At 74.7% G+C, this 21,563-nt stretch carries 20 protein-coding genes and 1 tRNA gene; 15 read left to right on the top strand and 6 right to left on the bottom strand.

The genetic code is table 11. From position 1 onward, the window contains the following. Positions 1-95: 95 nt before the first annotated feature. The gene (locus ACFSHS_RS15930) at positions 96-1,061 is read right to left on the bottom strand and encodes a zinc-binding dehydrogenase (RefSeq protein WP_376878169.1); all 966 of its coding nucleotides are present in this window, start codon (positions 1,059-1,061) and stop codon (positions 96-98) included. 114 nt (positions 1,062-1,175) lie between these two features. Here ACFSHS_RS15930 and ACFSHS_RS15925 point away from each other — a divergent pair, with 114 nt between their 5' ends. Continuing rightward, positions 1,176-1,952 (top strand): alpha/beta fold hydrolase, encoded by a 777-nt coding sequence (locus ACFSHS_RS15925; RefSeq protein ID WP_376878166.1) that lies wholly within the window; start codon positions 1,176-1,178, stop codon positions 1,950-1,952. A 59-nt stretch (positions 1,953-2,011) separates the two neighbouring features. On the opposite strand, the gene selD is transcribed toward ACFSHS_RS15925, so the two are convergent. Next, a complete protein-coding gene (selD, locus tag ACFSHS_RS15920; RefSeq protein ID WP_376878163.1) occupies positions 2,012-3,019 on the bottom strand; it encodes a selenide, water dikinase SelD in 1,008 nt (335 codons plus the stop codon). Positions 3,020-3,126: 107 nt separating this feature from the next. Here selD and ACFSHS_RS15915 point away from each other — a divergent pair, with 107 nt between their 5' ends. The 4 genes from ACFSHS_RS15915 to selB all read left to right on the top strand — a co-directional run bounded on the left by ACFSHS_RS15915 (position 3,127) and on the right by selB (position 7,454). Then, on the top strand, positions 3,127-4,209 hold the full coding sequence (locus tag ACFSHS_RS15915) for a permease (RefSeq protein ID WP_376878160.1): 1,083 nt from the start codon (positions 3,127-3,129) through the stop codon (positions 4,207-4,209). A 42-nt stretch (positions 4,210-4,251) separates the two neighbouring features. Continuing rightward, a tRNA-OTHER gene (locus ACFSHS_RS15910) sits at positions 4,252-4,347 on the top strand. Positions 4,348-4,377: 30 nt separating this feature from the next. Further along, positions 4,378-5,688, top strand: a complete 1,311-nt coding sequence (selA, locus tag ACFSHS_RS15905; RefSeq protein WP_376878157.1) for an L-seryl-tRNA(Sec) selenium transferase — start codon at positions 4,378-4,380, stop codon at positions 5,686-5,688. Beyond that, positions 5,685-7,454, top strand: coding sequence for a selenocysteine-specific translation elongation factor (gene selB, locus ACFSHS_RS15900; protein ID WP_376878154.1), 1,770 nt, complete (start codon positions 5,685-5,687; stop codon positions 7,452-7,454). The genes selA and selB overlap by 4 nt, the downstream gene beginning before the upstream one ends. A gap of 116 nt (positions 7,455-7,570) precedes the next feature. Here selB and ACFSHS_RS15895 read toward each other — a convergent pair whose 3' ends face one another. Further along, positions 7,571-8,341 (bottom strand): enoyl-CoA hydratase-related protein, encoded by a 771-nt coding sequence (locus ACFSHS_RS15895; protein ID WP_376878151.1) that lies wholly within the window; start codon positions 8,339-8,341, stop codon positions 7,571-7,573. Positions 8,342-8,389: 48 nt separating this feature from the next. On the opposite strand from ACFSHS_RS15895, the gene hemW reads away from it, so the two are divergent. From hemW to ACFSHS_RS15875, 4 genes are all read left to right on the top strand, one after another. Beyond that, a complete protein-coding gene (gene hemW, locus ACFSHS_RS15890; protein WP_376878148.1) occupies positions 8,390-9,628 on the top strand; it encodes a radical SAM family heme chaperone HemW in 1,239 nt (412 codons plus the stop codon). A 106-nt stretch (positions 9,629-9,734) separates the two neighbouring features. Beyond that, a complete protein-coding gene (locus ACFSHS_RS15885) occupies positions 9,735-10,658 on the top strand; it encodes an oxygenase MpaB family protein (RefSeq protein WP_376878145.1) in 924 nt (307 codons plus the stop codon). Between the two features lie 332 nt (positions 10,659-10,990). Further along, a complete protein-coding gene (locus ACFSHS_RS15880) occupies positions 10,991-11,311 on the top strand; it encodes a TraR/DksA family transcriptional regulator (RefSeq protein ID WP_376878142.1) in 321 nt (106 codons plus the stop codon). Between the two features lies 1 nt (position 11,312). Further along, positions 11,313-12,593: an NAD(P)/FAD-dependent oxidoreductase gene (locus tag ACFSHS_RS15875; protein ID WP_376878139.1), complete on the top strand. Its 1,281-nt coding sequence runs from the start codon at positions 11,313-11,315 to the stop codon at positions 12,591-12,593. 68 nt (positions 12,594-12,661) lie between these two features. On the opposite strand, the gene ACFSHS_RS15870 is transcribed toward ACFSHS_RS15875, so the two are convergent. Continuing rightward, positions 12,662-13,036 carry a type II toxin-antitoxin system VapB family antitoxin gene (locus ACFSHS_RS15870; RefSeq protein WP_465252831.1) on the bottom strand — a complete coding sequence of 125 codons (375 nt, stop codon included), beginning with the start codon at positions 13,034-13,036 and terminating at the stop codon, positions 12,662-12,664. 333 nt (positions 13,037-13,369) lie between these two features. On the opposite strand from ACFSHS_RS15870, the gene hrcA reads away from it, so the two are divergent. Genes hrcA through ACFSHS_RS15855 form a run of 3 tightly spaced genes read left to right on the top strand, consistent with a single transcriptional unit; the run spans position 13,370 to position 16,301 of the window. Continuing rightward, positions 13,370-14,392 (top strand): heat-inducible transcriptional repressor HrcA, encoded by a 1,023-nt coding sequence (hrcA, locus tag ACFSHS_RS15865; RefSeq protein ID WP_376878136.1) that lies wholly within the window; start codon positions 13,370-13,372, stop codon positions 14,390-14,392. 15 nt (positions 14,393-14,407) lie between these two features. Continuing rightward, the gene (gene dnaJ, locus ACFSHS_RS15860; RefSeq protein ID WP_376878133.1) at positions 14,408-15,538 is read left to right on the top strand and encodes a molecular chaperone DnaJ; all 1,131 of its coding nucleotides are present in this window, start codon (positions 14,408-14,410) and stop codon (positions 15,536-15,538) included. A gap of 1 nt (position 15,539) precedes the next feature. Then, positions 15,540-16,301 (top strand): 16S rRNA (uracil(1498)-N(3))-methyltransferase, encoded by a 762-nt coding sequence (locus ACFSHS_RS15855; RefSeq protein ID WP_376878130.1) that lies wholly within the window; start codon positions 15,540-15,542, stop codon positions 16,299-16,301. Between the two features lie 86 nt (positions 16,302-16,387). Here the strand turns inward: ACFSHS_RS15855 and ACFSHS_RS15850 are convergent, their stop codons facing one another. Then, positions 16,388-16,600, bottom strand: coding sequence for a YbdD/YjiX family protein (locus ACFSHS_RS15850; RefSeq protein ID WP_376878127.1), 213 nt, complete (start codon positions 16,598-16,600; stop codon positions 16,388-16,390). After that, positions 16,597-18,840 carry a carbon starvation CstA family protein gene (locus ACFSHS_RS15845; RefSeq protein ID WP_376878124.1) on the bottom strand — a complete coding sequence of 748 codons (2,244 nt, stop codon included), beginning with the start codon at positions 18,838-18,840 and terminating at the stop codon, positions 16,597-16,599. The genes ACFSHS_RS15850 and ACFSHS_RS15845 overlap by 4 nt, the downstream gene beginning before the upstream one ends. A 190-nt stretch (positions 18,841-19,030) precedes the next feature. Here ACFSHS_RS15845 and ACFSHS_RS15840 point away from each other — a divergent pair, with 190 nt between their 5' ends. From ACFSHS_RS15840 to ACFSHS_RS15830, 3 genes are all read left to right on the top strand, one after another. Beyond that, positions 19,031-19,741: a helix-turn-helix transcriptional regulator gene (locus ACFSHS_RS15840; RefSeq protein WP_376878121.1), complete on the top strand. Its 711-nt coding sequence runs from the start codon at positions 19,031-19,033 to the stop codon at positions 19,739-19,741. Positions 19,742-19,787: 46 nt separating this feature from the next. Further along, complete coding sequence (locus tag ACFSHS_RS15835; protein WP_376878118.1) at positions 19,788-20,144, top strand: VOC family protein; 357 nt, start codon at positions 19,788-19,790, stop codon at positions 20,142-20,144. A gap of 232 nt (positions 20,145-20,376) precedes the next feature. After that, on the top strand, positions 20,377-21,549 hold the full coding sequence (locus ACFSHS_RS15830) for an ABC transporter substrate-binding protein (RefSeq protein ID WP_376878115.1): 1,173 nt from the start codon (positions 20,377-20,379) through the stop codon (positions 21,547-21,549). Positions 21,550-21,563 lie beyond the last annotated feature (14 nt).

The following is a 21,563-nucleotide window of genomic DNA, read 5'->3' as shown; positions in this document are numbered from 1 at the left end:
CGGCTCCTCGAACCGGCGGACGTCGGCCTGGACACCGGCGGCCGCCAGTGCCGCCAGGACCCGGTCGACTGCGCGCACGGGACCATCCACCTCGCTCAGGGCGTGAAGACGATCTTCCCGGCGGTGCGGCCCTCGAGCATCCGCTCGAAGCCCTCCCGGGCCTCGGTGAGCGGGAGCTCCACGTCGATCAGCGGTCGCACGCCGGTGACGCTGCACATCTGGATGAGCGCCTCGAGCTCGGCCCGGGTTCCCATCGTCGAGCCGATCACCGAGAGCTGGGTGAAGAAGATCCGGTTGAGTTCCGCGCCGGGGTTGAAGCCGGTGGTCGCACCGGAGATCACCACGACGCCGCCGGGCTTGAGCGACTTGATGCTGTGTGACCAGGTGACCTCACCGACGGTCTCCATGACGCCGTCGACCCGCTCCGGCAGCCGCGCTCCCGTCTCGAACGCCTGGTCGGCGCCGAGGGCGAGGGCCGCCGCCCGCTTCTCCTCGCTGCGGCCGGTGACCCACATCCGGTAGCCGGCCGCCCGGCCGAGCACGATCAAGGCCGTCGCGACACCGCCGCTGGCTCCCTGCACGAGCACCGTCTGGCCGGGCCGCAGGCCGGAGCGGACGAAGAGCATCCGGTAGGCGGTGAGCCAGGCGGTCGGCAGGCAGGCGGCCTCGGCGAAGGAGAGGCCGGCGGGCTTGGGCAGCAGATTGCGCTTCGGGACGGCGACCTTCTCGGCCATCGTGCCCTGGTGCAGCTCGGAGAACAGCGTCCGCTTCGGGTCCAGGGTCTCGTCGCCGGTCCACCCGGGGCTCGGGACCACCCCGTGGACGACCACCTCGTTGCCGTCCTCGTCGAGGCCCGCGGCGTCCGTGCCCAGGATCATCGGCATCCGCTCCTGGGGAAGGCCGATGCCCTTGAGGCTGGACAGGTCGTGGTGGTTGAGCGAGACGGCCTTGACCTGGACCGTCGTCCAGCCCTCGGGGACCTCGGGCTCGGGGCGGTCACCGACCTCCAGCACGGACAACGGGTCCTCGGGCGCGGGCGTCGACACGAAGGCGGCGAGCATGATCGGACGCTAACGGAGGGTGGATGCGCGTGCGACGGGGGCCACCGGAGCCGACCGGGCCGGCCGTCGTCGCGTCCGGGTTCGGCGGTCGTCGATCCGGGTTACAGCGCCGGCATGCCACAGACATCCCCGGACGACGACGCCCGCCGCCCGCTGCACGTCGAGGAGTGGACGGAGTCAGACGGGCGGCCGCTGCGCACGCTGGTGTCGGGCCGGCCGCGGACCGGTGCACCGGAGGTCGTGCTCGTCCCGGGTCTGGGCGCGGTGGGCTACATGCTGGAGCTGCTGCACGCCTGCGGTGCGTGGACCAGGGCGACGCTGGTGGACCTGCCCGGCTTCGGGCAGCAGAGGACCGCAGACCTGCCCAGCGACCTGGACTCGGTGACCGCCCGGCTCCTGAGCGCCCTGCCGCCCTCCCCGTCCGTCCTCGTCGGGCACTCGACCGGGACGCAGGTCGCCATGCACGCCGCGCTGGACGCCCCGGACCGCGTCGGGGCCCTGGTCCTCGTCGGGCCGACGTTCGAGCCTGCCGCCCGACGCCCCGGTGCCCTCCTCGCACGGCACATGTGGACGTCGGCCTTCGAGCCACCCGGACAGCTGCGCTACACCGTGCCCGACTACCTGCGCGGCGGGCGCCGGTTCCGGGAGTACCTCACCTCGGCCCTGCGCGACCGGCCGGAGGAGCAGATCGGCCGCATCCAGGCCCCCGTGATCGCGGCCCGCGGCCGGCACGACCACTTCGCCTCGCAGGAGTGGGTGCAGCAGCTGGCCGCGGCGGCTCCGCGGGGTCGCGCCCGCACGCTCCCGGGGGCGCACGCCGTGCCGTACAACCACCCGGGCGCGGTCGCTCAGCTCGCGGGGGAGGCCGCGGCCGCCATGGGCGGGTCCTGACCGCAGGCACGGGCGGGCCAGGGCCCGCTGCTGTCAGCGCTGCGGTGCTCCCGCGGCTGTCAGCGGACGACGACCACGAACTCCCCGCGCGGGACGAACTCGCCGATCACCGGGGCGCCCGATACCTCGCCACCCAGCAGCAGGCCACCGGAGGTCTGGGCGTCGGCGAGCAGCAGGGCCTCGTCCTCCGACACGGCGGACAGGTCGGTGTGCGGGCGCACCCAGTCGAGGTTGCGCCGGGTGCCGCCCGAAACGTACCCGTCGGCGAGGGCCTCGCGGGCGCCGGCCAGGTAGGGGACGGAGGCCGCGTCGACGACCGCGGTCACCCCACTGGCGCGGGCCATCTTGTACAGGTGGCCGAGCAGGCCGAACCCTGTGACGTCGGTGCCCGCGCGGATCCCGGCCGCCACGGCGGCGCGCCCGGCGTCCCGGTTGAGCGCCGTCATGGAGGCGACCGCCTCCTGCGACACCTCGCCGGTGGCCTTCATCCGGCTGTTGAGCACGCCGACGCCCAGGGGCTTGGTGAGCGAGAGCGGCGTCCCGGCGACCGCGGTGTCGTTGCGGATGATCCGGTCGACGTCGACCAGCCCGGTCACGGCCATGCCGTACTTGGGCTCCGGGTCGTCGATCGAGTGCCCGCCCCCGACGTGGCAGCCGGCCTCCTGGGCCACCTCGAGCCCACCCCGCAGCACCTCGGCGGCGAGCTCGGCGGGCAGCACTTCCCGCGGCCAGCCCAGCAGGTTCACGGCGACGACCGGGGTGCCGCCCATGGCGTAGACGTCCGACAGCGCGTTCGCCGCCGCGATCCGGCCGAACGTGCGGGCGTCGTCGACGACGGGGGTGAAGAAGTCGGTGGTGAGCACCAGCCCCTGCCCGCCGGGGATCCGCACCACGGCGGCGTCGTCCCCGTCGTCGAGGCCCACGACCAGCTCCGCGTTGGGAGACGACGGTCCGGCGGCCGTGAGTCCGGCGACGACGGACTCGAGCTCGCCGGGCGGGATCTTGCAGGCGCATCCTCCGCCGTGGGCGTACTGGGTGAGCCGGACACGGGGCGGCGCGGTGGTCACGTGGACGAATCTAGGCGCGAGTCGTCCGCGCAGACCGGCACCCCCGGGTCGCGCCGGCTCCGGACGAACCGCATGCTGACCCCTCGGCCCGGCGAAGAGGGGGAGCCGTGAACCACACCGAAGGAGCCGGCGGCGCGCTTGGTCGCGCGGCCGGCGGGCGTGGTCCCCTCGTGGCCGGTGTGGCGGTCATCGCCCTCGCGCTGGCGCTGCTCACCTGGGCGAAGTACCAGCCCTACCTGCACAAGGTGCCCGCGGTGCTCGGCGCGGACAGCCTCGGGACGTCGATCGTCACAGGGGAGGGGGAAACCGCTCCGGAGCCCTCCCTGGCGGCCGGCTGGCAGTTCACCGTCGCCTACCTGCAGGCGGTGTGGAAGGCCCTGGTCACCGGACTGCTGCTGGCCGCGGTGGTCCAGGTGCTCCTGCCGGCGCAGTGGCTGCGCCGGGCATTCGGAACCTCGGCCGGGGTGGGGTCGGGCGTCCGGGGCGGCTTGTGGTCGATCCCGACACTGATGTGCTCCTGCTGCGCCGCGCCGCTCGCCGTGGGCCTGCGCCGGTTGCGGGCCAGCCTGCCCGCCACGGTGGCGTTCTGGCTGGGCAACCCGGCGCTCAACCCGGTGGTCCTCGTGTTCTGCCTCGCGGTGCTGCCCTGGCCGTGGGCGGTGCTGCGGTTCGCGGGCGGCCTGGCGGTGGTGGCCGGCGGCATCGCGGTCGCCGGGTGGGCGGAGCGCCGCGCTGCGGCTCCCGGCCTGCCGGACGTCGTGATGCAGGACCCGGACGACGTCGCCGACGGGTCCCTGCCGGTCCGGTTCGCGCGGACGCTCACCGGTCTGTCGGTGCGTCTCCTGCCCGAGTTCGCTCTCGTCGTCTTCCTCCTCGGGACCTTCCGCGCCGTGCTGTTCCCGCTCGGCGGGGAGGTGCCGGGCGGGCTGGCGCTCGTGCTGGCGCTGCTGGTCGCCGGTCTCCTGCTGCCCGTCCCTACGGGTGCCGAGATCGCCGTCGTCGCCGCGGCGCTGGCCGCCGGGGCGCCGCCGGCCGCGGCCGCTGTCCTGCTCATCACCCTGCCGGTGCTGAGCCTTCCGTCGGTGCTCATGGTGCGGTCGGTCCTTCCCCGCCGCGTGCTCGCCGGGACCATCGGTGTCACCGCCGCGGTGGGCCTGCTCGGTGCGGCTCTCGTGCCCGCGCTCGTCTGACCGGTGCGCGGGCGCCGGCGGTCGCCGCCTAGGCTGGGTCGTGGAGGCGTCAGGGTGTCTGGTGACCCCCGCGGTCTCTAAAGCCGACGTGGCCGAGCAGCTCGGTCAGGCGGGTTCGATTCCCGTCCGCCTCCGCCAACTCCTTCCCCCGCCTAGGCTGCGGAATCGATGAGCGCCGATCCCCGCCGGCAGGTGCCGCGCACCGACTCCCTGCTCGCCGACCCCCGGCTCGCCGCCGCCGGTGAGCGGCTGGGACGCGGCCTGGTCAAGGGCGCCGTCCAGCAGGTGCAGCAGCGGATCCGGGACGGCGAGCTCGCGCCCCCGGACGCCGTTCCCGCAGTCCTGGCCGCGCTGCCGGGCACCGCGAGCAGCCTGCGGCCGGTGCTCAACGCGACCGGCGTCCTGGTGCACACCAATCTCGGCCGGTCCCCGCTGTCGCCCGCCGCCGTGGCGGCGATCACCGCAGCGGCCGGCACCACCGACGTCGAGCTCGACCTCGCCTCGGGCCGGCGCGGGCCCCGCGGCGAAGCGGCCATCGCCGCCCTGCTGGCCGCCGTCCCCGCCGCGGAGGCGGCCATCGTGGTGAACAACTGCGCTGCCGCGCTGGCCCTGGTCGCCACCGCGCTGGGGCAGGGCAAGGAGCTGGTGCTCGCCCGCGGCGAGCTGGTCGAGATCGGTGACGGGTTCCGGATCCCGGAGCTGCTGGCCTCGACCGGCGCCCGGCTGCGCGAGGTCGGGACGACAAACCGCGTGACGCTCGGCGACTATCGCGGTGCTCTGGGGTCCGCGACCGGCGCGGTCCTCAAGGTCCACCCGTCCAACTTCGTCGTCCGCGGGTTCACCCGGCAGGTCGCCGTCGGCGAACTCGCCGCCGCCCTCGCCGGCACCGGCACGCCCCTGGTCGCCGACATCGGCTCCGGACTCCTCCGGCCGCACCCGCTGCTCCCGGACGAACCGGACCTGCAGAGCGCCCTCGCCGCCGGTGCCGACGTGGTGCTGGCCAGTGGCGACAAGCTGCTCGGGGGCCCGCAAGCGGGTCTCGTCCTCGGCCGCGCGGAGCTGGTCCAGAGGTTGCGCAGGCACCCGCTGTACCGCGCCCTGCGGGTGGACAAGACCACGCTGGCCGCGCTGGAGGCGACCCTGCGCGGCCCGCTGCCCCCGGTCCAGGAGATGCTCGCCGCCGACCTCGACGGGTTGCGGGCGCGGGCGCGGGCATTGGCCACGCGGCTGGCCACCGTCGGGGTGGACGCGGTCGCCGTCGACGCCGAGGCCAGGGTCGGCGGGGGAGGAGCGCCCGAGCACCCGCTGCCCAGCGCCGCCGTGTCGCTCCCGGCGTCCTTCGCCGGGTCGCTGCGTCGCGGTGCGCCACCGGTGGTCGGCTACGTGGAGGGTGACCGCACCCTGCTGAACCTGCGCAGCCTCCCGCCCTCGGCCGACGACGACCTCGCCGCCGCGGTGCTGGCGGTCGCCGCGTCGTGACCCGCGCGGACGTGAACCACATGGACGTGGTGGCCACCGCCGGGCACGTCGACCACGGCAAGTCGGCCCTGGTCCGCGCCCTCACCGGCATGGAGCCCGACCGCTGGGCCGAGGAACGGCGTCGCGGGCTGACCATCGACCTCGGCTTCGCGTGGACGACGCTGCGGTCCGGTCGCCGGGTCGCCGTCGTCGACGTGCCCGGTCACGAGAAGTTCGTGGGGAACATGCTCGCCGGGGTGGGCCCGGTCCCCGCGGCGCTGCTCGTCGTCGCGGCCGACGACGGCTGGTCGGCGCAGACCGCCGAGCACGTCGCCGTCCTCGACGCGCTGGGCGTGCGGCACGCGCTGCTGGCGGTGACCAAGTCCGATCTCGCCGACCCGGAGCCGGTGGTGGCCGACGTCGGGGAGCGGCTCGCGGGGACGTCGCTGGGCGACGCGCCGGCGGTCTCGGTGAGTGCCCTGACCGGCGTCGGCATCCCCGAGCTCGGTGCGGCCCTGGACGCCCTGCTCGCCGGCCTCCCACCGCCGGATCCCACCGCGCCGGTGCGCCTCTGGATCGACCGCGCGTTCACCATCCGCGGCGCCGGGACCGTCGTCACCGGGACGCTGGCCGCCGGGAGCGTGGCCGGCGGCGACCGGCTGCTGCTCGGCGACCGCGAGGTGGTCGTGCGCGGGGTGCAGTCCCTGGGCGCCCCGGTGGAGCGGGCGTCGGCGACCGCCCGCGTGGCGCTCAACCTGCGCGCGGTCTCGGTCGAGGAGATCTCCCGCGGCGACGCCCTGCTGACGCCGGGCGCCTTCCGCCGGACCGGCGTCGTGGACGTCACGCTGACCGCCGAGCCGGGGGAGCGGCTGCCGTCGGAGCCGGTGGTCCACGTCGGCTCGGCGACGGTCGGCGCCCGGCTGCGGCCCCTCGACGGAGCGGTGGCGCGGCTGCGGCTCGCGTCGCCCCTGCCCCTGCGGATCGGCGACCGGCTGCTGCTGCGCGACCCGGGCGCCCGGCGGGTGGTCGGCGCCGACGTCCGCGACGTCGCCCCACCGGAGCTGCGCCGGCGCGGAGCCGCCCGCCGGCGTGCCGCAGAGCTGACCGCCCAGCCGCAGGGGGCCGACGGTGCCGCCGCCGATCTCGCCCGCCGGCGCATCGTGCGGGCCGACGACTTCGCCGCGATGGGCTGGCCGGTGCCCGCCGGTGCCACCGCGCACGGTTCGTGGCTGCTCGCCGCGGGCCTGGCCGACGAGCTCGCCGGCCGGCTGCCCGACGTCGTGGCGCGGTACCGCAGGCTCCGCCCGCTCGAGGCCGGCCCGCCGCTGGAGGTCGTGCGCCGCGCACTGGAGCTGCCCGACGTGGACCTGGTCGGCGCCGTGGTCCGGCCGCCGCTGGTGCTGCGCGAGGGGCGGGTGGTCGACGGGACCGCGGCGCTGCCCCCGGAGGTGCAACGCGCGGTCGACGTGATCCGGGCGCGCCTCGCCCAGGACCCGTTCGCGGCCCCCGAGGCCCCCGAGCTGTCCGCCGCGGGGCTCGGGGTGCGGGAGCTGGCGGCGGCCGTGCGCAGCGGTCAGCTGGTGCGGATCGCCGACGGCGTCTACCTCGCCCCGGGGGTGGCCGACGAGGCCCGGCGGCGACTGGCCGGGATCGCCCAGCCGTTCACCCTCAGCGCGGCCCGGCAGGCGTGGGGCACCAGCCGCCGGGTCGCCGTCCCGCTCGCCGAGTGGCTCGACGCCCAGGGCGCGACCGTCCGGCTCCCCGACAACACCCGCCGTCTCCGATAGGTGTCACGACGACGCTCTGCCTCTGCCCACCATGGTGGGCAGAGGCAGAGCCTCCGGGATGAGCCTCCGGGATGAGCCTCCGGGATGAGCCTCCGGGATGAGCCTCCGGGCTGGGGCTATTCGGCCGTGGGGACCCAGCGCGCGGGGCGCTTCTCGCGGAAGGAGGCGATGCCCTCCTGGCCCTCCTCGCTCGCGAAGAACCGGGCCGACAGCTCGAGCAGCTCGTCGAACCGGAGCTCGGGGATCCGTGCCCGGAGCAGGCGCTTGGTCTCCGCCAGCGCCGTCGGCGCGCCGGCGGTCAGGTGCACCAGCTGGGCCCGGACCTCACCGTCGACGTCGGCGTCGGGCACCACCAGGTCGACCAGCCCCCCGGCCGCCGCGGCGTCCGCGTCGAACACCTGGCCGGTCAGCATCAGCCGGTGCGCCACGTGCGGCAGCATCCGCGGCAGCACGACGGCGGAGATCACCGCCGGGACGATGCCGAGGCGCACCTCGGAGAAGGCGAACGTCGCGGACGCGCCGGCCACGACGACGTCGCAGGCGGCCAGGAGACCGACCCCGCCGGCACGGGCCGGCCCCCGGACGACGGCGAGCACCGGCTTGGGCGACGACCAGACCAGCTCCAGGAGCTCCGGGAACTCGCGCACGCCCTGGTCGCCGGCTCCGCCGCCGGCCGCCTCGGCCAGGTCCATCCCGGAGCAGAACACCCGGCCGGTGTGGTCGAGGACGACGACACGGACGGCGTCGTCGGCGAGCGCGCCGGTCAGCGCCGTGCGCAGCTGGGCGCGCATCGCGCGGGAGAGGGCGTTGCGGTTGCCGGGGGAGTCGAGGGTCAGCGTCGCAACCCCGCGCGCCAGCTCGACCTGCACCACTCGATCGGACGTCACACCCGCATCCTGCCGGTCGGTCGCGCGGGCGCGGCACACTGGGAACGGATGAACACCGCCCTGCCGCTCCTGCCGGCCCCCGGGCTGCCGGCGGGATCGCCCCGCCCCGACCGGCTGCCCGAGAGCGCCCGTGAGCACCTGGGCAGCACGCCCTTCGGCCTGTACGTCCACGTGCCCTTCTGCGCGACGCGGTGCGGCTACTGCGACTTCAACACCTACACCTCCGACGAGCTCGGGCCCGGCGCCAACCGCGCCGAGTACGCCGGGACGGCGATCGCCGAGCTCCGCCGCGCCGCCGCCACGCTCGGTCCCGACCTGCCCACGGTCTCCACCGTCTTCGTCGGCGGCGGAACGCCCACCCTCCTTCCCGCGGGGGATCTCGCCGCCGTCGTCGCCGAGATCCACCGGCTGTTCCCGGTCGCCGACGGCGCCGAGGTGACCACCGAGGCCAATCCCGAGACCGTCGACCGCGGCTACCTGAGCCGGCTGCGCGAGGGGGGCTTCACCCGGGTCAGCCTGGGCATGCAGTCGGCCGCGGAGCACGTCCTCGCCGTGCTGGACCGGCGGCACACCCCCGGCCGGGCCGTCGAGGCAGCCCGCGACGCGCGCGCCGCGGGGTTCGAGCACGTCAACCTCGACCTGATCTACGGCACCCCGGGGGAGACCGACGCCGACTGGGCGGCCTCCCTGGACGCCGTCCTGTCCGGCCCGGTCGACCACGTCAGCGCGTACGCGCTCATCGTGGAACAGGGCACCCGGCTGGCCCGCCGCATCGCCCGCGGCGAGTTGCCGATGCCGGACGACGACGTGCTGGCCGACCGCTACGAGCAGGCCGACGCCACGCTGCGGAAGGCCGGTTTCGAGTGGTACGAGGTCTCCAACTGGGCCACCTCGGACGCCGCCCGCTGCCGGCACAACGAGCTGTACTGGGCCAACGCCAACTGGTGGGGCGTCGGGCCGGGCGCGCACAGCCACGTAGGCGGCCTGCGGTGGTGGAACGTCAAGCACCCGGCCGCCTACGCCGACCGGCTCACCGCCGGGCTGAGCCCCGCCCAGGACGCCGAGCTGCTCGACGACGACGACCGCGCGCTGGAGACCGTGATGCTGGGGCTGCGGCTCCGCGAGGGTCTGGCCCTCGGGCTGCTGTCGGACGCCGGCCGGCTGCGGGCGGCCGAGTCCGTGGCCCGCGGACTGCTCGATCCGGCCGCGCACGCCACCGGCCGCGCCGTCCTCACCGACCGCGGGCGGCTGCTCGCCGACGCCGTCGTCCGCGACCTGACCGATTGAGGTCCCCGCCCTCCTCACCGTGAGGAGGGCCCGGCCGCCGCACCCTTCCCGGCCTCGAGATGGGGACCGGGCCGCCGGCGCCGGCACCGGGGCATACTGCGCCCGCATGGGACGACGGTTCGCGATCCGCCGGCGCATCGAGGAACTCGACCCCCGCACGGACTTCGCCGCGATCTACCGGCTCATGTCCGCCCACGAGTTCCCCTGGGACATGACCCAGGCGCTGAGCTTCGCGCTCTTCCGCACCTACGCCGTCCCGAGCATCGGCGGGCTGCTCGCGCGCACGGGCGAGTTCACCGAGCGGACGCAGAAGCGCTACGACGACACGGTGCTGCTCCTGGACGCCGTCCTGGAACACGGCACGGACAGCGACGCCGGCCGGACGGCGATCCGCCGGATGAACCAGATGCACCGGGCCCACCCGATCAGCAACGACGACCTGCGGTACGTGCTGGCCACGTTCGTCGTCCTGCCGATCCGGTGGATCGACGCCTACGGCTGGCGGCGCACCACCGAGACCGAGCGGGTCGCGAGCGCCGAGTACTACCGCCACCTCGGCCGGCAGATGGGCATCCGCGACGTCCCGGGCACCTGGCAGGCCTTCGCCCGGCTCCTCGACGCCTACGAACGGGAACACTTCGGTGCCGACGGCGGCGCGCGCGACGTCGCCGAGGCGACCCTCGCCCTGCTGGCCACCTTCCCGCCGAACGACCATCTTCCGCCCGCCGTGGTCCGGCGGATCTCCCTGGCCGTGATGGACGCGCCGCTCCTCGACGCCTTCGGCTTCCCGCGCCCCCACCCGACGCTGCGTGCCCTCGTGCGCGCCGCCCTCCGGACCCGGGGCCGGGTGGTGCGGCTGCTGCCTCCCCGGCGGCAGCCGTACTTCGCCCGGCAGCTCCCTCAGATCCGCAGCTATCCCCACGGTTACGACGTCGCCCGCCTCGGCACGTTCCCGTCCGGCCGCGCCGTGCCGCCACCGCGCGGATCGGTCACGAATCCGGCGTCCCGGTCACCCGAAAGGACGGGGTAGCCGGGCCCGATCTGGGCTATGGTGCGCGTTCCGGCAACGGCGCCGGGATGCCAAGGGGGTGGTCGGCGATGGGCGTGCACGCGTTCGCTGCTGCAGGCTCGCCACCGGGCGTCCCCGCGGCCGGCGCGAGCCCCGCACTCTCCGGCGGGATGCTCCTTGCGCTGGCGATGAACCGTCGGGCGCGCGGCCTGCGCGGACTCGACGTCCTCCGCCGCAGCCAGGACCGGGCTCCGCCGCACGCCGCCTGACTCGCCCCGCGAGTCGCGACCGCCCGTCCTGACGCGCCACCACCGGTGACCGCGTCCCCCTCGCGTTGCCCCAAGGAGTTCCCCATGTCCGCCAGCATCGACACCCAGACCTCGTCCACCGGTGCGCACGACCGGTTCCGCACCCTGCTCGAGCAGCACCGGGCCGACTGCGTCCGCGAACGCGAGGCGGCCCTCGCCGAGTGCGCCCAGTCCGTGCCCGACCCGGTGGCGCAGCGCCGCAGCGCCGACCTGCTGCTCACCATCGGCGAGATCGACGCCGCTCTCGCCCGCATCGCCGCCGGCACCTACGGCCGGTGCACCCGCTGCCAGGCCGAGATCCCCGAGGAGCGCCTGGAGCTGCGCCCCTTCGCCGGCACCTGCGTCGCCTGCACGCGGGCGCGCTGACGTGCGGGCACGTCGACGGACGGCGTCCACCCCCCGGGGCCGCGCGCCCCGTGACGTCGCCGTCGTCGGTGCCGGGATGGTCGGGCTAGCCACGGCCTGGTTCCTGCAGGAGGGCGGCGCCCGCGTCACCGTCTACGAGCGGGACCGGGTCGCCGCCGGATCCTCGTGGGGGAACGCCGGCTGGCTGACGCCCTCCCTCGCGGCGCCGCTGCCCGAACCCGCCGTGCTGCGGTACGGGCTGAGGGCGGTGCTCGACCCCCGGTCGCCGGTCTACGTGCCGTTGCGGGCCGACGTCGGGTTGCTGCGGTTCCTCGCGTCGTTCGCCCGGCACAGCACGCACCGGCAGTGGCGCCGGGGCATGGCCGCCTACGGGCCGCTCAACGAACGGGCGCTCGGTGCCTTCGACGCCCTGGCCGCAGGCGGGGTCACGGCCGGCACACGTGCCAGCGAGCCGTTCCTGGCCGTCCACCGGTCGGAGGGGGAGCGGGAGGGCCTGCTGGCCGAACTGCGGGCCATCCAGGCCGCCGGACAGCCGCACGTCGCGTTCGACGTCCTCTCCGGCGCGCAGGCCCGGACGCTGGAGCCCACGCTGACGGCCTCGGCCGGAGCGGCGGTGCGGATCAGGGGGCAGCGCTACCTGAACCCGCCGGAGTACGTCCGGTCGCTGGCGGACGCGGTCCGCGCCCAGGGCGGGGTGATCGCGGAGGGCAGCGGCGTCCGGGAGCTGCGCGACACCGGCGACGGCGTCGCCGTGACGACCGGCGCGGACGAGCGGCGGCACGACGCCGTCGTCGTCGCGACCGGTGCCTGGCTGGGCGCCCTGGCCCGGCGGTTCGGCGTCCGGCAGCCGGTGCAGGCCGGCCGCGGCTACAGCTTCAGCGTGCCGGTCGAGCGCATGCCGGCCGGACCGCTGTACTTCCCGGCGCAGCGGGTGGCGTGCACGCCGCTGGGGGACCGGCTGCGCGTGGCCGGGATGATGGAGTTCCGCCGCCCCGACGAGCCGCTGGATCCCCGGCGCATCGCCGCCGTCGCCGACGCCGTCCGGCCCTTCCTCTCCGGCGCCGATCTCGACGACCGGCGCGACGAGTGGGTCGGCTCCAGGCCCTGCACCGGCGACGGGCTGCCGCTGCTGGGGCGCACCACGTCGCCGCACGTGTTCGTGGCGGGCGGGCACGGGATGTGGGGCATGGTGCAGGGGCCGGTCACGGGGATGCTGATGGCGCAGGCCGTGCTCAAGGACGAGACCCCGGCCGAGCTGCGGCCGTTCGACCCGCTGCGCTGACAGTCTCGCCAGGCGTCACTGCGGCATCGCGGCCGCGACCGTGCGCGGATCCACGTCTCCCGGAGCGGTCAGAGCCGGCGGGGGTTGGGCACCGGCGGCTGCGTCGGGATGGACGCGGTCGCCGGACCGGTCGACGCCTCGACGGGCGTGAGGGCGTCGAGGTCGAGCACCCGGACGTGGATGACGTTGCGCTGCTGCAGCGCGGCCCGCAGCGCGCGGTGGAGCCCGTCCTCCAGGTACAGCTCGCCGTGCCACTGCACCGCGTGGGGGAAGAGGTCGCCGTAGAACGTCGAGTCGTCGGCGAGCAGCGCGTCGAGCGCCAGTTCCTTCTTCGTCGTCGTCAGCGTGTCCATCCGCACCTGGCGGGGCGGGATCATCGCCCAGTCCCGGGGGGACAAGCCGTGGTCGGGATACGGGCGGCCGTCACGTACCGCTTTGAAGATCAGGGAACCGACCTCCGCTCTCTGCCCCTCGACGGGGGCGCCGACGGATCCACCCTAGCGGCCGGGTCCGCCCCGCGCCGCCACCACCGTGGCTCCCCGCCCAGAGGCTCTCCGCGAGGGTGCGGGCAGTTCGGGGCTCCGTCCGGGGACTCGCCGCGAGCTTGCGACAGGCCAGGAGGACGGGGTCCTCCCGGGGGTCCTCGATCCGCGAGCCACGCGACGGGGCGGCCCGGCGGACGTATGCTGGCCTGGCACTCTGGCCGTGCGAGTGCCAGTTCCGGACCCGCGCCGGAGGCCCGCACGGCGCGTCGACCGGTACGGGGAGGTGTCACCGTGGCGCACGACGAACGCCGCCTGGAGGTCCTCCGGGCCATCGTCCAGGACTACGTCTCGACCAACGACCCGGTGGGCAGCAAGGCCCTGGCCGAGCGGCACGACCTCGGCGTGTCCCCCGCGACGATCCGCAACGACATGGCGGTGCTGGAGGAGCAGGGCTACATCACCCAGCCGCACACCAGCGCCGGCCGGGTGCCCACGGACAAGGGCTACCGCCTGTTCGTCGACCGGCTCTCGGCGGTCAAGCCCCTGTCGGTGGCCGAACGGCGGGCGATCGAGCGCTTCCTCGACGGGGCGGTCGACCTGCACGACGTGCTCAGCCGCAGCGTCCGCCTGCTGGCCCAGCTCACCCACCAGGTCGCGGTGGTGCAGTACCCGACGCTGTCCCGGAGCGCCGTCCGCCACCTCGAGGTGGTGCACCTGGCCGCAGCCCGCCTCATGCTGGTGCTCATCACCGACACCGGGCGCGTCGAGCAGCGGATCGTCGACTGCCCCGTGGACGTCGACTCCGAGGCCGTCGCCGAGCTGCGCAGCCTGCTCAACACCGCGTTCGGCGGCGTCAAGCTCGTCGACGCCGGTGGCAAGGTCCCCGACCTGCTGGAGACCGCGCCGCCCCACCTGCGGGGGCTGGTCGCCACGGTCAGCGCGACCCTGCTGGAGACGCTGGTGGAGCCGAGCGAGGACCGGCTGGTCATCGGCGGGACGGCCAACCTGGCGCGGGGCAACGCGCTCGACTTCCCCGGCTCCGTCCGGCCGCTGCTGGAGGCCCTGGAAGAACAGGTCGTGGTCCTGCGGTTGATGAGTCAGGTGGACGCGAGCACGGTGCTGGTACGGATCGGCGAGGAGAACGCCCACGAGGCGCTCGCCGGGGCGTCGTTCGTCTCCGTCGGCTACGGCTCCGGCGACCGAGCCCTCGGCGGACTCGGGGTCGTGGGGCCGACCCGCATGGACTACCCAGGAAACATGGCCGCGGTCCGTGCCGTGGCCCGCTACGTCGGCCACCTGCTGGCCGAGAGCTGAGGTTGAGACTTCTCGATGGCGACGGACTACTTCGGCGTGCTGGGCGTGGCCCGCGGTGCCAGTGACAGCGACATCAAGCGCGCCTACCGGCGGCTGGCCCGGGACCTGCATCCCGACGTCAACCCCGACCCCGCGGCCAAGGAGCGCTTCCAGGAGGTCACCCGCGCCTACGAGGCGCTGACCGACCCGGACAAGCGCCGGATCGTCGACCTCGGGGGTGACCCGTTCGACACCGGCGGCAGCAGCGCCGGTGGCTTCGGGGCGGCCGGGTTCGGTGGCCTCGGCGACATCATGGACGCCTTCTTCGGCGGGGCGGCCACGCGCGGGCCGCGCAGCCGCACCCGCGCCGGCCGGGACGCGCTCATCCCGGTGGAGCTGGATCTGGCCGAGACGGTCTTCGGCACCACCAAGGACATCACCGTCGACACCGCCGTCCTGTGCACCGTCTGCACCGGGGCCGGCACGGCGCCCGGCACGCACCCGACCACCTGCGTCACCTGCTCCGGGCGCGGCGAGGTGCAGAGCGTGCAGCGAGGTTTTCTCGGCCAGGTCGTCTCCAGCCGTGTCTGCCCGACGTGCGCGGGCACCGGCCAGGTCATCCCCGACCCGTGCCGCGAGTGCGGCGGCGACGGGCGCGTCCGGGCGCGGCGCACCCTGCAGGTCAAGGTGCCCGCGGGCGTCGAGGACGGCATGCGCATCCGGCTCACCGGGCAGGGCGAGGTCGGCCCCGGCGGCGGCCCGGCCGGTGATCTGTACGTGGAGATCCACGAGCGGCCGCACGAGGTCTTCACCCGGGACGGCGAGGACCTGCACTGCCGGGTGACGCTCCCGATGACCTCGGCCGCGCTCGGCACGACGCTGAGCCTCAAGACGCTGGACGGCGAGGAGGACATCGACATCCGCCCCGGCACCCAGTCCGGCAGCGTGCTCACCCTCCGGGGGCACGGGGCGCCGCGGCTGCGGGCGACCGGCCGGGGCAACCTGGTGGTCCACGTGGAGGTGGCGACGCCGACCCGTCTCGACGCGGAGCAGGAGAAGCTGCTGCGCGAGCTCGCCGCCCTGCGCGGGGAGGACCGGGCCGACTCCCACCGCGAGGCGCAGGGTGGTCTGTTCTCCCGGGTCCGCGACGCGTTCAACGGGCGCTGAGGTGAGCACCCCGGACGTCGGCGCCCCCGAGCTGGACGGCGCTCCGCTGTTCCTGCTGGACGACCTGCCCGACACCGCCGAGCTGCTCCTCGGCGGCGCAGAGGGCCGGCACGCCGTCGACGTCCTGCGGCTGGCACCCGGTGAGCGGGTGCGGGTCGGCGACGGTCGGGGCATGGTCGCCGAGGGCGACGTCGTCTCCGCCGGGGCCCAGGGCCTGCGCATCGCCGTCCGGGCCCGGTTCGAGGTGCCCGAGCCCGACCCGGAGTTCGTGCTGGTGCAGGCGCTCCCGAAGGGCGACCGGGGCCCGCTGGCGGTCGACCTGGCCACCGAGCTGGGCGTCGACCGGATCGTGCCCTGGACGGCGGCCCGCTGCGTGACCCGCTGGCGGGAGGACCGCGTCGCCAAGGGCGTGGCGAAGTGGCGGGCGGCGGCCCGGGCGGCCAGCAAGCAGTCCCGCCGTCCGCGGGTGCCCGAGGTGACCGAGCCGATGACCACCCGCGAGGTCTGCGGCATGCTCGGCGACGTCGACCTCGCCGTCGTGCTGCACGAGCAGGCCCGTCGTCCGCTGTCCGAGCTCGACATCCCGCGCGAGGGCACGATTGCCGTCATCGTCGGGCCGGAGGGCGGCCTCACCGACGGCGAGGTGGTCGCTTTCCGCGCCGCCGGCGCAGAGGCGGTCCGGCTGGGCACCGAGGTCCTGCGCACCTCCACGGCCGGCGCCGCCACCCTGGCCGCGCTCTCCATGCGGACCCGCTGGGCCTGAACCATCCGCCCCCGCTGGGCCTGAACGGAGTGCGCTGAGGCCCCTTTCCGAGCATGGAAAAGGGGCCCCGGCGCACTCCGTCGCGCTCAGCAGCAGCGGCTGATCGGGTTCCTCTCCACCGCGTCGGCCCGCGCGCGCTCGAAGTCGCGCCGGCTCATCGGCGTGTGACCGTGCTCGGCGCAGTGCCGGAGGTAGTCGTCCCACCGCGCCTCGCCGGTCAGCTCCCGCAGGTACCAGCGCACGTGCCGCAGGCCCCGGGCGACCGCGCGGCCGCCCCGGGCGTAGGCCGTGCCGGTCACGACCGCCTCCCGTCGCCGCCGCTGTCGAACGTCCCGTGGGTACCCGCGCCGGCTCCGACCAGGCGCTCGTGCTCGGCGATGGCCCGCTTCTCCTCAGCGGTGGGGAAGAGGCCGGAGGGCTCGACGAGCTTCGACGGCACGGCAGGCTCCTCCGTGGTCGGCAGCTGCCCCAGGCGGATGGCACGGGCGATCACGACCACGGCGTTCACCACGACCACCAGCGTCAGCAAGGCGAAGAAGGCCTGGAGCACGCCGTTGACGGTGGAGTTGGTGATGACCTGGTCCATCTGCTCGGGGGTCTGGGCAGGCGCCAGGAGCTCACCCGCGTCCCGCGCCTCCGCGTAGTTCTGCCGCTGGGTGAAGTAGCCCACCCGTGGGTCGCCCGAGAAGATCTTCTGCCAGCTCGCCGTCATGGTCGTGGTCAGGTCCCAGGCCAGCGGGATCCCGGTCACCCATGCGTAGCGCAGCTTGCCGTGCTTGATCAGGAGCACGGTGCACAGCGTCAGCGCGATCGCGGCGAGCAGCTGGTTGGCGATGCCGAACAGCGGGAAGAGCTGGTTGACGCCGCCCAGCGGGTCGGTGACCCCGGTGTAGAGGAACCATCCCCACAGGCCGACGACCGCCGCGCTGGCGATGATGTTGCCGGGCCGCCACGACAGGTCGCCGAACTTCTTCCAGACGTTGCCGATCGTGTCCTGCAGCATGAAGCGTCCGACCCGGGTGCCGGCGTCGACGGCGGTGAGGATGAACAGCGCCTCGAACATGATCGCAAAGTGGTACCAGAACGCCATGCCGCCGCCGCCGAACGCCTGGCTGAAGATCTGTGCGATGCCGATGGCGAGGGTGGGTGCGCCGCCGGTCCGCGAGACCAGGGTGTCCTCCTGGATGGCCGCCGACGCGGCGGCCAGGTCCTGCGCGGTGGTGTCGAAACCGAGGCCCTGCACATACGCGGCAGCGGACTCGACCGTCCCTCCCGTCGCTCCGGCGGGGCTGTTCATCGCGTAGTAGAGCCCCTGGTCGATGACGACGGCCGCGATGAGCGCGCTGACGGCGACAAAGGACTCCATCAGCATGCCGCCGTAGCCGATGAGCCGGACCTGGCTCTCCTTGGCGACCATCTTCGGCGTCGTCCCGGACGAGATGAGCGCGTGGAAGCCCGACAGCGCTCCGCACGCGATGGTGATGAACACGAACGGGAACAGGGAGCCGGCGAAGACCGGCCCGGTGCCCTCGCGCGCGAAGTTCGTGACGGCGTCGGCCTGCAGCACCGGCCGGGCGAGCACCAGGCCGATGGCGAGCAGGACGATGACGCCGATCTTCATGAAGGTCGACAGGTAGTCGCGCGGGGTGAGCAGCAGCCAGACGGGCAGCACCGAGGCGACGAAGCCGTAGACGACCAGCGCGAGGACCAGCCACTCCTTCGACAGGGTCAGCGCATCGCCGAGGCCGGTGCCGTCGACGTAACCGCCGCCGACGATGGCCAGCAGCAGCAGGACGACGCCGATGCCGGTGGCCTCGAGCACCCGCCCTGGTCGGATCCGGCGCAGGTAGATGCCCATGAAGAGTGCGATCGGGATGGTCAGCCCGATGGAGAAGACACCCCACGGGGACTCGGCCAGGGCGTTGACCACGATGAGCGCGAGCACCGCCAGGATGATGATCATGATGGCGAAGACGGCGATCAGCGCGGCGACGCCGCCGACGATGCCGATCTCCTCGCGGATCATCTGGCCGAGGCTCTTCCCGTTGCGGCGCATCGAGAAGAACATGACGGTCAGGTCCTGGACGGCGCCGGCGAAGATGACGCCGACGACGATCCAGATCGTGCCCGGCAGGTAGCCCATCTGGGCGGCGAGCACCGGCCCCACGAGCGGACCGGCGCCGGCGATGGCGGCGAAGTGGTGGCCGAAGAGGACCCGCCGGTCGGTGACGTCGAAGTCCCGGCCGTTCTGCAGGCGCTCGGCGGGGGTGGCCCGCTTGTCGTCGGCGCGCAGCACCTTGTAGGTGATGAACCGGGAGTAGAACCGGTAGGCGATCGCGTACGAGCACAGCGCGGCGAAGAGCAGCCACAGCGCTGAGATGGTCTCGCCGCGGGCCAGGGCGAGCACACCCCAGCAGACCGCGCCGACCACGGCGACCGCCGTCCAGATCAGGACGGTCTGCATCGACCGACGGCCCCCGGTGGCCGGACCGGCCGGCGAGCTCCCGCCGCCGGCGTCGGTGGTGATCGTTCCGGACATGAGCGCCCCCTCGCACTCGTGCCGGCGCCCTGTCGCGCCTGCCGGTTGGCAGCTTAGGGAGCCGCCGCCGTTCCGGCTCCCGGTGCGCGCGAACCGCCGTCCCGCGCGCGGTGCGGAGGCACGCGGCAGAGCCCGGGAGAGGGCTCAGGAAGGGATCCGGAGAGGGCGCGGGCGTGCCATCCTCCCGCCGATGAACCGGACGGACCGTCTCTACGCGCTCGTCGAGGAGCTCCGCGCCGTGGCGCCGCGGCCACGGTCCAGCCGCTGGCTCGCCGCGCACTTCGAGGTCAGCGTGCGCACGGTGGAGCGTGACCTGTCCGCCCTCCAGCAGGCGGGCGTACCGATCTTCGCGACCCCCGGCCGCGGCGGCGGGTACGCCCTCGACGCGGGGATGACCCTGCCCCCGCTCAACTTCACCGCGGCCGAGGCGCTGGCCGTCGCGCTCGCCCTCGAGCGAGCCGGCCGTATCCCGTTCGGCGGGGCGGCCCGGTCGGCGATGCAGAAGCTGGTGGGCGCCATGTCCGGTCCCGAGGCGGCCGCCGCGCGCGGGCATGCCGACCGCGTCCGGCTGATGAGCGCCCCCGGCGACGCCCCCGAGCGGTTGCCCGCGTCGCTGGAGCAGGCCGTCCTCGCCGGCGAGCTCGTGGAGCTGACCTACACCGACGGCGGCGGTCGCACCTCGACGCGCGTGGTGGAGCCGGTCGGGATCGTCGGCAACGACCGGGCCTGGTACCTCGTCGGCTGGTGCCGCCTGCGGGACGCGCCCCGGTCGTTCCGCGCGGACCGGATCACGCAGGTGCGGCCGACCGGCCGGCGGGCGCCCGCCCGACCGTTCGACGTCGTCGCCGCCGGACTGCCGTCGTCGGTGCGGCCGATCGGCCTGGCGGGCCGGGATTCCTGAGAATCACCCACAGGACGCTGTCGCCGTCGGGTCCCACGGTGGCCGCATGACAGCGACGACCTTCTTCGAGATCAGTGGACCCGACGCCGGCCGGCTGCGCGCCTTCTACCGGGGCGCCCTCGGACTCCCCGTCGGCGACCCGGACCCGTCCGGCTACGCGTTGGTGCCGCCCGACGGCGGGATCGGCGGCGCGATCTGGGACGGGACGGCGACCGCGGGCAGCTACGCGGTGTTCTACGTGCAGGTGGACGACGTCGACGCCGCGGTCGACCGGGTGACCGCCGGCGGTGGTGCGGTCGTCCTCGCGCCGCGGCCGCACGGGCCGGCGCGGATCGCCCACGTCAGCGACCCCGCCGGCAACCGCGTCGGGCTCTTCCAGTGGACCGGGCAGCCGCCCGGCTGAGCGACGACGGCGAGCGGGCGGCACTCGGCGCGGTCACGTTCCGGGCACAGTGGGCCGGTCCGGCGGCCGGGGAACCGTCCGGTGTGCCTAGGGTGGCGGCTGCAACAGGCCGACTCCACCGGTCGGCCGCCCGCATTCCGCCGCGGGACGGGTGCCGGACAGTCGCCGGCACCCGTGCTCGTCGGAGGCGCAGGGGCACCGGGCGGCGGCCGGCCCGACAACGGGAGACACATTGGGCACCAAGCTCCTCACCATCGCCGTGGCCACGACGGCCACGGTCGTCCTCGCGTCCTGCGGCTCCGGCGACGGAGAGGGCGGGGGAGAAGCCGCCGGCCGGACCGGCGAGGGCACCGGGGACTCCTGCACCATCGAGGGCGAGGTCCCCATCGGAGCCGTGCTCAGCCTGACCGGTGCCGCGGCCAGCTACGGCCAGTCGCAGCAGCGCGGGCTCGAGCTGGCCGCCGAGCAGCTGGCCGAGAAGGGCGGCGTCACCTACGACCTCCGGATCGAGGACGACCAGACCGACCCGCGGCAGGGGATCACGCTGTTCGACCAGTTCGTCTCCGAGGACGTCAGCCTCATCATCGGGCCGACGCTCTCCAACACCGCGGTGCAGGCCGACCCGATCGCCCAGGAGGCCGGCGTCCCGGTGCTCGGCATCTCCAACACCGCGGCCGGCGTGACCGAGATCGGCGACTACATCTTCCGCAACTCGCTGACCGAGCAGGCCGTCATCCCCCAGACGATCGCCACGGCGACGGAGCAGTTCGGGCTGGAGGACGTCGTCGTGATGTACAGCAACGACGACGCGTTCACCGAGTCCGGCTACGAGGCCTTCGCCGACGCGCTGGAGGACGAGGGCGTCGAGGTGACCGAGACGATCACCTTCTCCAAGTCCGACACCGACTTCCGTGCGCTGCTCACCCAGGCCCAGGAGAGCGAGCCGGACGCGCTGGTGGTCTCCGCGCTGATCGAGGCGGCGATCCCGCTGGTCACCCAGGCCCGCGAGCTGGGCATCGACGTGCCGATCATCGGCGGCAACGGGTTCAACAACCCGCGCCTGATGGCCGACGCCGGCGAGGCCGCCGAGGGCGTCGTCGTGGGGGCAGCCTGGAACTCCGCCTCCGAGAATCCGGAGAACCAGGCCTTCCTGGCGGACTTCCAGGCGAAGTACGACGCGGCGCCCGACCAGTTCGCCGCTCAGGCGTACGCCGGCCTGATGCTCGTCGACCAGGCGGTGCGCGCCAACTGCTCCGCGGACCGGGAGGACATCAAGCAGGCGCTCGGGGAGCTGGAGAACGTCCCGACCGTGCTCGGTGAGTTCTCCATCGACGAGAACCGCGACGCCGTCCACCCGGCCGTCGTGCAGGTGGTCCAGGACGGGAAGTTCGCCGTCCTCGAGTGATCGGGCATCCTTGC

Origin of the sequence: Blastococcus deserti, assembly GCF_042682525.1 — a bacterium.
Lineage (GTDB): Bacteria > Actinomycetota > Actinomycetes > Mycobacteriales > Geodermatophilaceae > Blastococcus_B > Blastococcus_B deserti.
This window is presented reverse-complemented; position numbering and strand designations above follow the sequence as displayed.